The organism is Cellulomonas sp. Y8 (assembly GCF_008033115.1).
Taxonomy (GTDB): Bacteria; Actinomycetota; Actinomycetes; order Actinomycetales; family Cellulomonadaceae; genus Cellulomonas.
This window is the reverse complement of the sequence record NZ_CP041203.1, coordinates 1,407,788-1,420,651: the sequence shown is the minus strand read 5'-3', so window position 1 is coordinate 1,420,651 and position 12,864 is coordinate 1,407,788. Positions and strand designations below refer to the sequence as shown.

Sequence of the window (12,864 nt, the reverse complement as noted above, 5' to 3'; positions counted from 1 at the left end):
GGGACCTGCTGGCCGGCCCGGCGTCACGGCGCCGGGCTGAGGCCCTCTGCCCCGGCGGTCGCGTCGGCACCTGCGCCCCCGTCCAGCCGCGGCAGCTCCACCTCCAGGCACGACATCGCCACGGGGTCGCCGCCGGCCAGCGCGGTGACGCGCGCCGCGGCCTCCGACAGCCGGGCCTCGGGCAGCTGCCCGGAGCGGACCGCGGCGACGAGGCCGTCGCGCATCCGGGCGGCGTGGTTGCCGTCGGTCGCGAGGACCGCGTCGGCTCCGGCGGACACCGCCTGCACGGCGGCGTCTGGGAAGTCCCAGCGGAGGTTGACGGCGCCCATCCCGACCGAGTCCGTCATCGCGACCCCCTCGAAGCCCATCTCGCGCAGCAGCGCGTAGGCGCGCGGGCTGAGGGACGCGGGCAGGTCGGGGTCGAGGGCCGCGTACTGCAGGTGGTTGAGCATGACGACGGGAGCGCCGGCGTCGACGGCCGCCTGGAACGGCGCCAGGTCGGTCGCCGCGAGCTCGTCCAGCGCCGCCTCGACCAGGGACGACTCGCGGTGCGAGTCGACCGCCGAGCGTCCGTGCCCGGGGAAGTGCTTGACCGCCGAGGTGACGCCCGCGTCGGCGAGCCCGCGCGCGTAGGCGAGCCCGTACGTCGCCGCCTCCTGGGGGTCGGCGCTGAAGGACCGGTCGCCGATCACGCCCGTCGCGGGGCCGTCGTCCAGGTCGAGCACCGGCGCGAGGTCCAGGTCCACGCCGACCTCGGCCAGCACGCGGCCGGTCTCCGCCGCCCGGGCACGGACGTCGTCCGGCGACTCCTCCCGGGCCATGCGGCGCGGCGACGGCCCGGCGCCGACGACCTGGCGCATGTGGGCCACCCGGCCGGACTCCTCGTCGGTCGACACCAGCAGCGGCCGGCCCGCCGCGGCGCGCAGCCCGGTGGTGAGCGCCGCCACCTGGTCGGCGCTGCGGGCGTTCCCGCCCGCCAGGAACACGCCACCGACGCCGAGCCCGACGACCTGCTGCGCGAGCGCGTCGTCCGCGCGCGTCACGCCGGGCAGCCCGACGACGAGCACCGCGGCGGCGCGGGCCTCGAGGGGCTGCGGGGTGCACGTGGGGGTGGGGGCGGGTGGCTGCGACGTCGGCGCGGCGGCGACGGCGGCGGCCTCGGTGACCGCGGGTGCGGGGCCGGCCGGGCCGCCCTCCGCCGCCCAGGCGAGGGGTACGGCGGTCGCCGCGGCGGCGACCAGCGCGGTGAGCAGGACCGCAGGACCCCGGCGGGACCGCCGAGCGCGCCGGGCGTGCTGCGGCGACCGGTCGGACGGGCCGGGGGTCGTCGGGAGGCTCACCACGGCAGGCTACGTGGGTGGGCCCCGTGGGGATCGAACCCACAACCCGCGGATTAAAAGTCCGCTGCTCTGCCAGTTGAGCTAGAGGCCCGGGATGTGTCGTCCGGGGCGGGCGTGACGCCGCCCCGAGGCCGACGAGGTCGAAGGTACCGCCTCTTCGGGGCGTGCGTCGGACCGGCTGCCGTCGTCCCGGCGACGGTTCAGTCATCGGGTCGTCCTCCCCGTCCTGCGCGGCGGACCGCCTCGACGCGGGGCGGCGCGTCCGCCTCCCGGCGCCGGCGGGCGCGTGCGCCGAGGACGACCCCGGCTAGCGCCACCGCGGCGAGCACGACGAGGTACCAGGCGTCGGCGAAGCCGTCGGTGACGGCCAGAAGCACGACGACCCCGACGAGCACCGCCGCGAACAGGACGACCGCGACCACGTCCAGCACCCGGCGCCCGCGCTCGGTGAGCCGGTCGACAAGACGCGTCACGAGCACGAGCCCGGTGGCGGTCACGGACACCGTGGCCCAGCCCTGCTGTCCCGTCACCGCGGACAGGACCACGCCGGCCGCGCAGAAAGCGGCGAGGCCTGCCCAGAACGCCACGAGGACGGACGAGCGGCGACCGTCGTGCGCGGTCACCGCATGCTTCCTATCCGCTCGATCGTCAAGGTGTCGCCCGGCGCCGTGACCATCCTCCAGATCATGGAGAGCGGCAGCCCGGTCCTGATCTCGACGCGCTCGCCCGGGACCAGGTCGAGGTCCAGCGCCCCGGAGGTCGTCCAGTCCATCGACGCGCGCACGCGGTGCCGGCCCGGCGGCACGTCGACCTCCGCCACGGTGCGCGGCTTCAGGAGTGCCACGAGTTCGCCGTCGACCGTGACGCGGATGTGCCGCATCATGCCGGCTGAGTCGTCGCCACGGGACAGCACGAGGCGCGCGGGCGGACCCGGCGCGGTCGGCCCGGCGGCGCCGCGATCGTCCGGTCGCCCCTGGCGTGCCCGGACGACGACCGCGGTCCACCCGGCGACGAGTCCGACGGCAGCACCGAGCGCTGCCGGCAGCGACGGCCCGCCGTCCCCCGCGACCACCACGATCACCACGACCGCCAGCCCGACGGCGCTCGCCGCCACCAGCAACCAGAACGGCAGGTCGCGCTTCACGCCGTCACCGGTCCAGGTCGAGGAGAGACAGCTCGATCATCACCGCACCGCCGGACGAGTGCGGCGCCCGCGCGCAGCACGACCGACCCCGGTGCGCAGAGGCGGCCAGAAGACCGTCACGCGACATCCCTCCTCTGCAGAACTGCAGAACCGTCATGACGTCAGCGACCGGACCGCGAAGAACGCCACCGCCGCGAAGCCCACGACGGCGGCCGTCACCTGGACCCGTCGGCGCCGCGGCGGGTCGTCGCGGAACCGGAAGAGCAGCCACGCCGCCAGCAGGACGAGCGCCACGGCGACCGCCGCCTCGGCCGCCGAGATGCTGCCGCCGCCCGTCCCTGTCACCGGGTCGTCCGGGAATCGTCGGGGCGGTCGCCGTCCTGCCTCGCACGGCGCCGCTGCCGGTATGACACGACCGCGAGCGCCGCCATGAGCACAGCCAGGAGCCCGAGCAGCACGAGCAGCGAGGCGGGTGCGCCCAGGGCGGCACCGGCAGCGAGCACGACCACCTCGCAGACCGCGATGGTGGCGTACAGCCCCCAGTGCGGCAGCGGGCCGCGGGCCTTGGTGAGGCCGAGGAACCGCAGGACGTCGCGGGTGGTGGTCATCGTCGCCGCCGCAGGCACGTGACGAGCGCCAGGGGCGGGTCGACGGGGACGCGCCCGTCCTCAGAACCCCGCACGCCGTCCGCCCTCCGTCATCGACCCGTGCCTGCACTCTGCCTGGTCAGCTGTCACCCGGCCGGACGAACCGGACATTTCACTCGGACGGGCGACTCGTGCGGCGCAGGAGAGAGCAGGAGGTGCCGTCATGACGAACTTCCCTGCCCCGCCCCTCAGCCCGCGACCTGCTCGTACCGCTCGACGAGCCCGACGAACTCCGACCGCAGCCCGTACGGGTCCTCCCCGAGCGCCTCCGCGGCCCGGTCCCGGGCGCGGCCCGGGTCGGCGCCGTCGGCGTACTCGGACCCCGACGCGACGAGACCGAACTCCGCCACCGCGGACGCGAACCGGAAGTCCGCGCCGGGGGAGCGGGTGTACGCGTCCGCGCCGGCCGGGACGACGACCTCGGTGCTCTCGGTCGCCCCGGGGTCCTTGTAGCGGACGTGCACCGTGAGGAAGTCGTCGGAGCCGCGCGTCTTGCGGTCCTGGTAGTCGAGGTCGTCGTCGCCGCTCCCGCTCTCGCGCCCGGCCGGCACCAGCTCGTAGAACGCCGTGACCGAGTGCCCGGCGCCGACGTCGCCGGCGTCCTTCGTGTCGTCGTCGAAGTCCTCGTCCTCCAGGCGGCGGTTGTCGTAGCCCAGCAGCCGGTACTGCGAGACGGTCGCCGGGTTCAGCTCGACCTGGAGCTTGAGGTCCTGGGCGACGACGAACATCGTGGAGTCGAACTCGTCCACCAGGACCTTGCGCGCCTCGTCGAGGGTGTCGATGTACGCGTAGTTGCCGTTCCCGTGGTCGGCGATCGCCTCCATGGTGCTGTCCTTGAGGTTGCCCATGCCGAACCCGAGGACGGAGATGTGCACGCCGGTCCGGGCGTGCTCCTCGATGAGGTCGGTGAGCTGCTCGGGCGTCGACGGGCCGACGTTGAAGTCGCCGTCGGTGGCCAGGACGACGCGGTTGTTGCCGCCCTCGACGAAGTTCTTCGTGGCGAGCTCGTACGCGGTCTCCGGGCCCCGCGCCCCGCCGGTCGAGCCGCCCGCGCTGAGCTCGCGCAGGATCCCGACGAGCGTGCGCTGCTCGTTCCCCGGCACCGAGTCCGCGAGGACGGTGTCGCTGCCGGCGTACGTCACGATCGAGACGGTGTCGTCCTCGTCGAGCTGCTCGACCAGGAGCTCGAACGACCGCGCGAGCAGCGGCAGCTTGTCCGGCTCGTCCATGGAGCCGGACACGTCGAGCAGGAAGACGATGTTGTCGCCCCGGCTCGTCGGGACGGCGTCCGTGACCTGCACGCCGATCATCGCCAGCTGGTGGTCCGGGTCCCACGGCGCGTCCGCGACCTGCGTCGTCACCGTGAACGGGTCCTCCGCGTCCGGCGCCGGCGCCGGGTAGTCGTAGTCGAAGTAGTTGACGAGCTCCTCGATCCGCACGCCCTGCGGCTGGGTGCCCTGGGTGAGCTGCCGGCGCAGGTTGCTGTACGAGGCGGTGTCGACGTCGGAGGCGAACGTCGACAGCGGGCTGGTCGCGACGTCCTGGAACGGCTGCTCCGGCGAGTCGTCGTAGTCCTCCTGCGACTCGGTGGGGGCGTACGGCCACGGATCGGGTGCGTACGCGTCGTCCTGCGCGACCTCCTGGCCGTAGGAGGCGTCGCTCGCGTCCCCCGAGCTGCACGCGCCGAGCGCTCCCAGCGCCACCACCGCGACCGCGACGACCAGGCGGTCCCGCGACCGCCGCGCCGTCCCGGGACGAGCCGCTTCCGTCGACGTCCGACCACGCATGAGATTTCCTCCATCGTCCGATGGACGGCATGCTTCCGGCTCCGTGACCAGGGTGGACAGCACGGGAGCATCACGCTGGCGTCCCGTTCCGGTCACGGCGGCCACGGGACCACCCGTTCGGGCGACGCCGGCGCGCGGGAGAGTGGTTGACGCCCCTGGGCGCCGGCAGCCATCATCGTCCTGTGGCGATGACATCCCCCGCTATCGATGACGAGAACGAGACCCGTTCCGCCGACGACGCCGCCCTCACCGCGCCGACCGCCGCGCTGTTCCGGGCGCTCGGCGAGCCGGCCCGGCTGACGATGCTGCGCCACCTGTTCACCGGCGAGCACTCGGTGCGCGAGCTGACGGACCACCTCGGGCTCGCGCAGAGCACGGTCAGCGTGCACCTCGCCTGCCTCCGGGACTGCGGGCTGGTCACCGTGCGGCAGCGCGGCCGGGCCTCCATCTACGCGATCGCCGACCCCGGTCGCCTGGCGACGCTCGTCGGCGCGGCGGAGGACCTGCTGCGCGGCGGCTCGAGCCCGGACGCGTGCGCGCATCTCGCGGGGGACCCGGCGTGAGCCACGACCACGGGCACGGCGGCGGTGCCGACGGCGCCCCGGCGGACCACCGGCGACGGCTCGCGATCGCGTTCGGCCTGACGTCGACGGTGCTGGTCGCCCAGGCGGTCGGCGCGCTGGTGACCGGCAGCCTCGCGCTGCTGGTGGACACCGCGCACATGCTCACCGACGCCGCGGGGCTCGCCATGGCGCTGGTCGCCGCGCACCTCGCGCTCAAGCCGGCGACGTCGCGGCGGACCTGGGGCTACCGGCGGGCCGAGGTGCTGGGCGCGCTGGCGCAGTCCGCGGTGCTGCTGGCGGTCGGCGGGTACGTGCTGGTCGAGGGCGTCCGGCGGCTGTTCGCACCGCCCGACGTCCCGTCGACCGAGCTGATCGTGTTCGGCGTCGTCGGGCTCGTCGCGAACCTGCTCGCGATCGCGGTGCTGGCCGGGGGCCGGAAGGCGAACTTCAACCTGCGCGCCGCCTTCCTCGAGGTGCTGAACGACGCGCTCGGCTCGGTCGGCGTCATCGTCGCCGCGGTCGTCATCGCGACCACGGGCTGGCAGCAGGCGGACGCGGTCGCCGGCCTGCTCATCGGCGCCCTGATCGTCCCCCGCGCGATCCGGCTGCTGCGCGAGACCGCCGCCGTGCTGCTGGAGTCGACGCCGCCCGGGCTCGACCTCGACGCGGTGCGGGACCACCTGCTCGGCGTCGAGCACGTGCGCTCGGTGCACGACCTGCACGCGACGCTGGTCGCGACGGGGCTGCCGGTGGTCACGGCGCACATCACGGTCGACGACGAGTGCTTCTCCGACGGGCACACCGCGCGGATCCTCGACCAGCTCCAGGACTGCCTCGCCACGCACTTCCCGATCTCGGTCGAGCACTCGACGTTCCAGATCGAGCCCGCGTCGCACCGCACGCACGAGCACCTCGGGCACGCCTGACCCGTCCGGGGCGTGCGAGGCTCGTCCCATGCCCGACGCGCCCCGCCTGCCGGCCGACGACCGCCCCGCGATCATCCGGATCGTCGCGACCCTGGTGCTCGGGGGTGCGCTGACCCTGGGCGGTGTGCTCACGAGCACCCCGGCGGTGACGATCGCCGGGGTGCTCGTGCTGTTCGTCTGCTCGCTCGCGACGCGGGTCTGGTACTTCCGCCGCCGGCGCTGACCCGCGGGTTCAGCGGTCGACGTCCTCCGGCTCCGGGCCGGGGCTCGTCGGCCGCGCGGCGCCCGGTGCCCCCGACGGCGTCCCCGGGACCGGCTCGGTCCCGGCGCCGGCGGCGCCCGACGCGCGCTCCGCGCGGTGCGCGTCGTGGCGCGGGTCGCCCTGGTTGATGTCGTCGGGGTCCGGCCCGGGGCTCGACGGGCGGGTGGGGGCCTCGGCCGGGGTGCGGACGGGCTCGTCCTGGGGGTCCGGCGTGGTCGTCATGGCGATCTCCTTCGCACGGGGGCGGGTCGTGTGCGGAGCGCCGCGACCCTGCGTCCACCCGACGCTACGCCCGTCCCGGGCGTCCGCATCCGGACGGCCGGACCCCTGTGCCGGGTCCGATATGTCCGGTATGGTCGCGCTGACGGGTGGCCCGAGGGCCACCCCGCCGCCGTCCTGCGCGCCCCGCCCGCGTCCCCCGCCGGGCCGGCCGCCACACCCCCCGGACGGGCACCGCCACCCGCGGTCGCCCCCGCACGGGTGAGGAGACGCGTGGTGCTTCCCGTCGACCAGCTCGCCGCCGCCGCGGCCGCCGTCAGCGCGGTCGACCCGGTGCCGTGGGCCCGCTCGCAGATGGCGTTCACGCTCGGGTTCCACATCATCCTGGTGCCGCTCGGGGTCTCGTGGGCGGCGATGGCCCTCATCGCGAACTACCGCGGGGTGAAGCACGACGACCGCGACGCCCTGGAGCTCGCGCAGCGCTGGTCGAAGTACATGGCGGTGACGTTCGCCGTCGGCGCGGTGACCGGCACGGTGCTGAGCTTCGAGTTCGGCCTGCTGTGGCCGCGGTTCATGGCGCAGTGGGGCGACGCGTTCGGGGTGCCGTTCGCGTTCGAGGGGATCTTCTTCTTCCTCGAGGCGATCTTCGTCGCGATCTACATCTTCGGCTGGCGGCGGCTGCGGCCCTGGCCGCACTTCTGGACCGGGGTGCCGATCGTGCTGACGGGCGTGCTGGGCTCGGTGTCGGTGGTCGCGGCCAACGCCTGGATGAACGCCCCCACGGGGTACACGCTCGACTCCTCCGGGCGGATCGCGACCGTGGACCCGGTGCGGGTCATCTTCAACGACTCGATGCCCTGGCAGGCCGCGCACATGGTGGTCGCGGCGTACCTGGTCGGCGGGTGCCTCGTGGCGTCGGTGTACGCCTTCGCGATGCTCCGCGGCCGGCGGGACCGGTACCACCGGCTCGGGTTCACGATCGCGTTCACGGTGGCGGCGATCGCGGCGCCGATCCAGATGGGGGTCGGCGACGGGCTGGCGCGCTGGGTCTACGAGAACCAGCCGGTGAAGTTCGCCGCGATCGAGCTGGTGCCCGAGACGTCGTCGGACGTGCCGGAGACGCTGCTGGGCCGGCTGGGCCCGGACGGCCAGGTGGAGGGCGGGCTGCCGATCCCCGGGCTGGCGTCCTGGCTGTCGGACCCGAGCACGGGGCGGGACACCGTCGTGCAGGGCCTCGACTCGGTGCCGGCGGACGAGCGGCCGACCACCCGCGAGGTCAACACGGTCCACCTGGCCTGGGACGTCATGGTCGGGATCGGCACGCTGCTCCTGCTGCTGGCCGGCTGGTACGGGGTGGTCTGGCTCGTGCGGCGCCGGGCGCCGCGGGGACGGCTGTTCCTCGCGGCGGTCTCGGCCTCCGGGGTGCTCGCCGTGCTGGCGATGGAGGCCGGCTGGATCGTGACCGAGGTCGGCCGGCAGCCGTGGATCGTCTACGAGGTGATGCGGGTCGAGGACGCCGCCACCGGCAACGAGGGCGTGTGGGCGACCTTCGTCGGCGTGGTGCTGCTGTACCTGGTGCTGGGCACGACGACGGTGCTGGTGCTGCGCGCGATGAGCCGGCGGTTCCGGCGGCAGGCGGCGTTCCGGGACGACGACACCCCCTACGGGCCGTCGCCCGACGGGGTGGGGCGGGTGCCCGACGACGCCCGCGCCCCGGAGCCGGCCGCGGGCGGCGCGGCGCCGGACCAGGACGCCCGGGGGCCGCGATGAGCACCGCCGTCGCCGTCGTGCTGCTGCTCGCGCTCGCGGCCTACGCCGCGTTCGGCGGGGCGGACTTCGGCGCGGGGTTCTGGGACCTGACCGCCGGCGGCGCCGAGCGGGGGGCCGCGCCGCGGGCCGTCGTCGAGCGGTCGATCGGCCCGGTGTGGGAGGCCAACCACGTGTGGCTGATCTTCGTCCTGGTGGTGACCTGGACGGCGTTCCCCGAGGCGTACGCGGCGATCTGGCTCACCATGTTCGTCCCCCTGACGATCGCGGCGGTGGGCATCGTGCTGCGTGGCGCCAGCTTCGCGTTCCGCAAGGCGGTGGTCGGCACGGGCGTGCGGCGGGTGTTCGGCGGCGCGTTCGCGCTGTCGTCGGTGCTGGTGCCGTTCTGCCTGGGCGCCGTGGCGGGCGGGATCGCGGCAGGGGAGGTGCCGGCGGGCGGCCGTGCGGGCGACCCCGTCACCAGCTGGCTGAACCCGGTGTCGATCGCGGTCGGCGTGCTGGCGGTGGCGCTCGCGGCCTACCTCGCGGCGGTGTACCTGGTGCGCGACGCCCGGCACGGCGACGACCCGGCGATGGTCGGCTACTTCCGGCGCCGGGCGGTGGCCGCCGCCGTGGTGGCGGGCGTGGTCGCCGCGGTCGGGCTGGTCGTGGTGGACCGGGACGCGCACCCCGTCTTCGAGGAGCTGGTGACCACCGCGCTGCCCCTGGTCGTGGCCGGGACGCTGTGCGCGGTGGGCGCCCTGCTGCTCCTGCTGCGCGACGCGACCCGCGGGGCCCGGGTGCTCGCCGTGCTCGCCGTCACAGGCGTCATCGCCGCGTGGGGGGTGGCGCAGTGGCCCGACCTGCTGCCGGGCGCCCTCACCGTCGCCGACGCGGCCGCCCCTGACGGGACGCTCACCGCCCTGGTCGCCGCCGTCGGGCTCGGGCTGCTGCTCGTCGCCCCGTCCTTCGTCCTGCTCTACGTCCTGGCGCAGCGCCGGCTGCTCCCCGAGGAAGGTGTCGAACCATGAGCGTGTCCCCGTTCCCGCCGATCGCCGACTACGCGTTCCTGTCGAACTGCCACACCGGGGCGCTGATCGCGCCGGACGGCTCGGTCGACTGGCTGTGCCTGCCGTCGTTCGACTCGCCGGCCGTGTTCGGCAACCTGCTGGACCGCGGGGCGGGGTCGTTCCGGTTCGGGCCGTACGGCATCAACGTGCCGACGGCGCGCGCCTACGTGCCCGGCACCAACGTCATGACGACGACCTGGCACACCCCGGGCGGCTGGCTGCTGGTGCACGACGCGCTGACCATGGGCCCGAGCACCGGCCACGACACCATCACCCCGCACACGCGCCCGCCGGCCGACGACGACGCCGAGCACCTCCTGGTCCGGACGGTGACGTGCCTGAGCGGCAGCATCGAGGTCGAGCTGGTCTGCGAGCCCGCGTTCGACTACGGGCGCACGCCGGCGACCTGGACCGCCGTGGGCGACGACGGCCACGCGGCCGACGCGAGCGGCGCGGGGCAGACCTTCCGGCTCGCGAGCGACATGCGGATCGGCATCGAGGGCGGGTCGGCCCGCGCCCGGCACGTGCTCGCGGAGGGGGAGACCGCGTACTGCGTGGTGTCCTGGGCGGAGGGGCTGGCGGTGCCGGTCGACGACGCCGACGCCGAGGGCCGGGTCCGGGCCACGATCGACTTCTGGCGGAACTGGCTCGCCCGCGCGCGGGTGCCCGACCACCACCTGCGACCCGCCATCGAGCGGTCCGCGCTCACCATCAAGGGCCTGACGTACATGCCGACCGGGGCCACGGTGGCGGCGCTCACCACGTCGCTGCCCGAGACGCCCGGCGGCGAGCGGAACTGGGACTACCGGTACACCTGGATCCGCGACACCACGTTCACGCTCCAGGCGCTGCACTACCTCAACCTGGACTGGGAGGCCGACGAGTTCATGCAGTTCGTCGCCGACCTGGAGCCGGCCGAGGACGGCGGGCTGCAGATCATGTACGGCGTCGACGGGCGGCGGGACCTCACCGAGTCCACCCGGGACGAGCTCACCGGCTACGAGCACGCCCGCCCGGTCCGGATCGGCAACGCCGCGTTCGACCAGCGGCAGAACGACGTCTACGGCGCCGTGCTGGACTCGATCCTGCTGCACACCGTCCGCAGCCGGCACGTGCCCCGGCGGCTGTGGCCGCTGGTCGAGTCGCAGGCCGCGGCGGCGATGGCCACCTGGAAGGAGCCCGACCAGGGCATCTGGGAGGCGCGCGGGAAGCCGCAGCACTACGTGTCGTCCAAGCTCATGGGCTGGGTGGCGCTGGACCGAGCCGCGCAGCTCGCGGGCATCCGGGACGACCGGGAGCACGCGGAGCAGTGGCGGGCGACCGCCGACGAGATCCGGGCCGACATCCTGGAGCACGGGCTGCGCGACGACGGCGCCCTGCGGCAGCACTACGACACCGACGCGCTCGACGCCTCCACGCTGCTCGCGCCGCTGTTCGGCTTCCTGCCGCCGGACGACCCCCGGATCCGGGCCACGGTCGAGGCGGTCGGCGCCGAGCTGACGGAAAACGGGTACGTGCTCCGCTACCGCACCGACGAGACCGACGACGGCATGTCCGGCAAGGAGGGCACGTTCCTCATCTGCTCGTTCTGGCTGGTGTCGGCGCTCGCGGCGATCGGCGAGTCCGAGCGGGCCAACGACCTCATGGAGCGGCTGCTGCGCATCGCCTCCCCGCTCGGCCTGTACGCCGAGGAGTACGAGGTCGAGCGGTCCCGGCACCTCGGCAACGTGCCGCAGGCGTTCTCCCACCTGGCGCTCATGCAGGCCGCGGGGCGGATCATCCTCACCGACTTCCGCAGGGAGATGTCCCTGTGACCGCCGACGGCGCGGTGGACCTGCCGCAGGACCCGGTCGTCGTCCTCGGCGGCGGCCTCGCGGGCGTCGCGTGCGCCCACACGCTCGGCGACGCGGGGGAGCCGGTCGTGCTGGTCGACCGGAACGACTACCACCAGTTCCAGCCGCTGCTCTACCAGGTGGCGACGTCGCAGCTGCCCGCCGAGGACGTCGCGCGCCCGCACCGGGTCATCTTCCACAAGCACCCGACCGTGCGCGTGCTGACCGCCGAGGCGGTCGCGGTGGACGCCGCCGCGCACCGGGTCACGCTGGGCGACGGGACGGAGGTCGCGGGGTCGCAGCTGGTGCTGGCCGCGGGGGCGCAGCCCGAGTTCTTCGGGGTGCCCGGCGCGGCGGAGCACGCGTTCCCGCTGTACTCGGTGGTGGACGCGGAGCGGCTGCGCCGGCACCTGCACGGCCTCGTGCGGGAGCACGCGCACGCGCCCGGGACGCAGGACGCGCCGGAGCCGCCCGCGGGCGCGCTGGACGTCGTCGTGGTGGGCGGCGGCCCGACCGGCGTCGAGACGGCGGGCGCCGTGGCCGAGCTGATGGCCGCGCTGACCCGCACCGGGCGCCTGGCCGCGCCGGCGCGGGTCGTCCTGGTCGACCGCGGCACCGCCCTGCTCGCGCCGTTCACCGACGCGGCGCACCACTACGCGCACGGGCACCTGACGGGCGTCGGCGTCGAGGTCCGGCTGGGCACCGGGGTCGCGGCGGTGCACGCCGACCGGGTGGAGCTCGACGACGGCACGGCGATCCCGACCCGGACCGTCGTCTGGGGCGGCGGGGAGTCGGCCGCGCCGATCGTGCTCGGGGCCGGCGTGCCGACCGGCCGCGGCGGTCGGGTGGACGTCGCCGCCGACCTGAGCGTGCCCGGGCTGCCCGGCGTCTACGCGGTCGGCGACGCGGCCAACATCCCGGGCCCGGACGGCCGCGCGCTCCCGCAGCTCGGCTCCGTCGCGCAGCAGTCCGGCCGGGCCGCGGGGGCGAACGTGCTCCGCGAGCGGCGCGGGGAGCCGACCGAGCCGTTCCGGTACAAGGACAAGGGCATCATGGCGATGATCGGCCGGAACGCCGCGGTCGCCGAGGTCGGGCACCGGCACCACACGGTGGAGGGCCCGGTCGCCTTCGCCGCCTGGCTCGGGGTGCACGCCATGCTGCTCAGCGGCGCGCACTCCAAGACCGACGCGTTCCTGTCCTGGGCGTGGGACTACTTCGAACGGGACCACTCGGCGCTGGTCGAGATGACGGACGCCCCGCACCGGATCGCGTGGGAGGACACGACGGCGGACGTGCCGCACATCGACCCGGGGGAGTGAGCACCGCGG

14 protein-coding genes and 1 tRNA gene are annotated in these 12,864 nt (G+C 75.0%); 7 read left to right on the top strand and 8 right to left on the bottom strand.

Annotation, left to right across the window (positions count from 1 at the left end; all coding sequences use genetic code 11):
* Positions 1-23: 23 nt before the first annotated feature.
* From FKM96_RS06315 to FKM96_RS06285, 7 genes are all read right to left on the bottom strand, one after another.
* On the bottom strand, positions 24-1,340 hold the full coding sequence (locus FKM96_RS06315; RefSeq protein WP_168216893.1) for a glycoside hydrolase family 3 N-terminal domain-containing protein: 1,317 nt from the start codon (positions 1,338-1,340) through the stop codon (positions 24-26).
* 18 nt (positions 1,341-1,358) lie between these two features.
* Positions 1,359-1,431, bottom strand: a tRNA-Lys gene (locus FKM96_RS06310).
* A gap of 109 nt (positions 1,432-1,540) precedes the next feature.
* A complete protein-coding gene (locus FKM96_RS06305; protein ID WP_147794516.1) occupies positions 1,541-1,963 on the bottom strand; it encodes a hypothetical protein in 423 nt (140 codons plus the stop codon).
* Positions 1,960-2,484: a hypothetical protein gene (locus FKM96_RS06300; RefSeq protein WP_147794515.1), complete on the bottom strand. Its 525-nt coding sequence runs from the start codon at positions 2,482-2,484 to the stop codon at positions 1,960-1,962. Before FKM96_RS06300 ends, FKM96_RS06305 begins: the two co-directional genes overlap by 4 nt.
* A gap of 153 nt (positions 2,485-2,637) precedes the next feature.
* Positions 2,638-2,829, bottom strand: a complete 192-nt coding sequence (locus FKM96_RS06295) for a hypothetical protein (protein WP_147794514.1) — start codon at positions 2,827-2,829, stop codon at positions 2,638-2,640.
* Positions 2,826-3,092: a hypothetical protein gene (locus FKM96_RS06290; protein ID WP_147794513.1), complete on the bottom strand. Its 267-nt coding sequence runs from the start codon at positions 3,090-3,092 to the stop codon at positions 2,826-2,828. Before FKM96_RS06290 ends, FKM96_RS06295 begins: the two co-directional genes overlap by 4 nt.
* 227 nt (positions 3,093-3,319) lie before the next feature.
* Complete coding sequence (locus tag FKM96_RS06285) at positions 3,320-4,918, bottom strand: von Willebrand factor type A domain-containing protein (protein ID WP_147794512.1); 1,599 nt, start codon at positions 4,916-4,918, stop codon at positions 3,320-3,322.
* A 188-nt stretch (positions 4,919-5,106) separates the two neighbouring features.
* Here FKM96_RS06285 and FKM96_RS06280 point away from each other — a divergent pair, with 188 nt between their 5' ends.
* The 3 genes from FKM96_RS06280 to FKM96_RS06270 are packed head-to-tail and all read left to right on the top strand — an operon-like array spanning position 5,107 to position 6,630.
* A complete protein-coding gene (locus tag FKM96_RS06280) occupies positions 5,107-5,481 on the top strand; it encodes a helix-turn-helix transcriptional regulator (protein WP_147794511.1) in 375 nt (124 codons plus the stop codon).
* Complete coding sequence (locus tag FKM96_RS06275) at positions 5,478-6,407, top strand: cation diffusion facilitator family transporter (RefSeq protein WP_147794510.1); 930 nt, start codon at positions 5,478-5,480, stop codon at positions 6,405-6,407. The genes FKM96_RS06280 and FKM96_RS06275 overlap by 4 nt, the downstream gene beginning before the upstream one ends.
* A 28-nt stretch (positions 6,408-6,435) precedes the next feature.
* On the top strand, positions 6,436-6,630 hold the full coding sequence (locus tag FKM96_RS06270) for a hypothetical protein (protein ID WP_147794509.1): 195 nt from the start codon (positions 6,436-6,438) through the stop codon (positions 6,628-6,630).
* Positions 6,631-6,639: 9 nt separating this feature from the next.
* Here the strand turns inward: FKM96_RS06270 and FKM96_RS06265 are convergent, their stop codons facing one another.
* Positions 6,640-6,891, bottom strand: a complete 252-nt coding sequence (locus tag FKM96_RS06265; protein WP_147794508.1) for a hypothetical protein — start codon at positions 6,889-6,891, stop codon at positions 6,640-6,642.
* Between the two features lie 270 nt (positions 6,892-7,161).
* On the opposite strand from FKM96_RS06265, the gene FKM96_RS06260 reads away from it, so the two are divergent.
* Genes FKM96_RS06260 through FKM96_RS06245 form a run of 4 tightly spaced genes read left to right on the top strand, consistent with a single transcriptional unit; the run spans position 7,162 to position 12,855 of the window.
* Positions 7,162-8,658, top strand: a complete 1,497-nt coding sequence (locus FKM96_RS06260) for a cytochrome ubiquinol oxidase subunit I (protein ID WP_246855229.1) — start codon at positions 7,162-7,164, stop codon at positions 8,656-8,658.
* Entirely contained in the window at positions 8,655-9,665 is a 1,011-nt protein-coding gene (locus FKM96_RS06255) for a cytochrome d ubiquinol oxidase subunit II (RefSeq protein ID WP_147794507.1), read from the top strand. The genes FKM96_RS06260 and FKM96_RS06255 overlap by 4 nt, the downstream gene beginning before the upstream one ends.
* Positions 9,662-11,518, top strand: coding sequence for a glycoside hydrolase family 15 protein (locus tag FKM96_RS06250; protein ID WP_147794506.1), 1,857 nt, complete (start codon positions 9,662-9,664; stop codon positions 11,516-11,518). The genes FKM96_RS06255 and FKM96_RS06250 overlap by 4 nt, the downstream gene beginning before the upstream one ends.
* Positions 11,515-12,855 (top strand): NAD(P)/FAD-dependent oxidoreductase, encoded by a 1,341-nt coding sequence (locus FKM96_RS06245; RefSeq protein ID WP_210417377.1) that lies wholly within the window; start codon positions 11,515-11,517, stop codon positions 12,853-12,855. Before FKM96_RS06250 ends, FKM96_RS06245 begins: the two co-directional genes overlap by 4 nt.
* Positions 12,856-12,864: the final 9 nt, after the last annotated feature.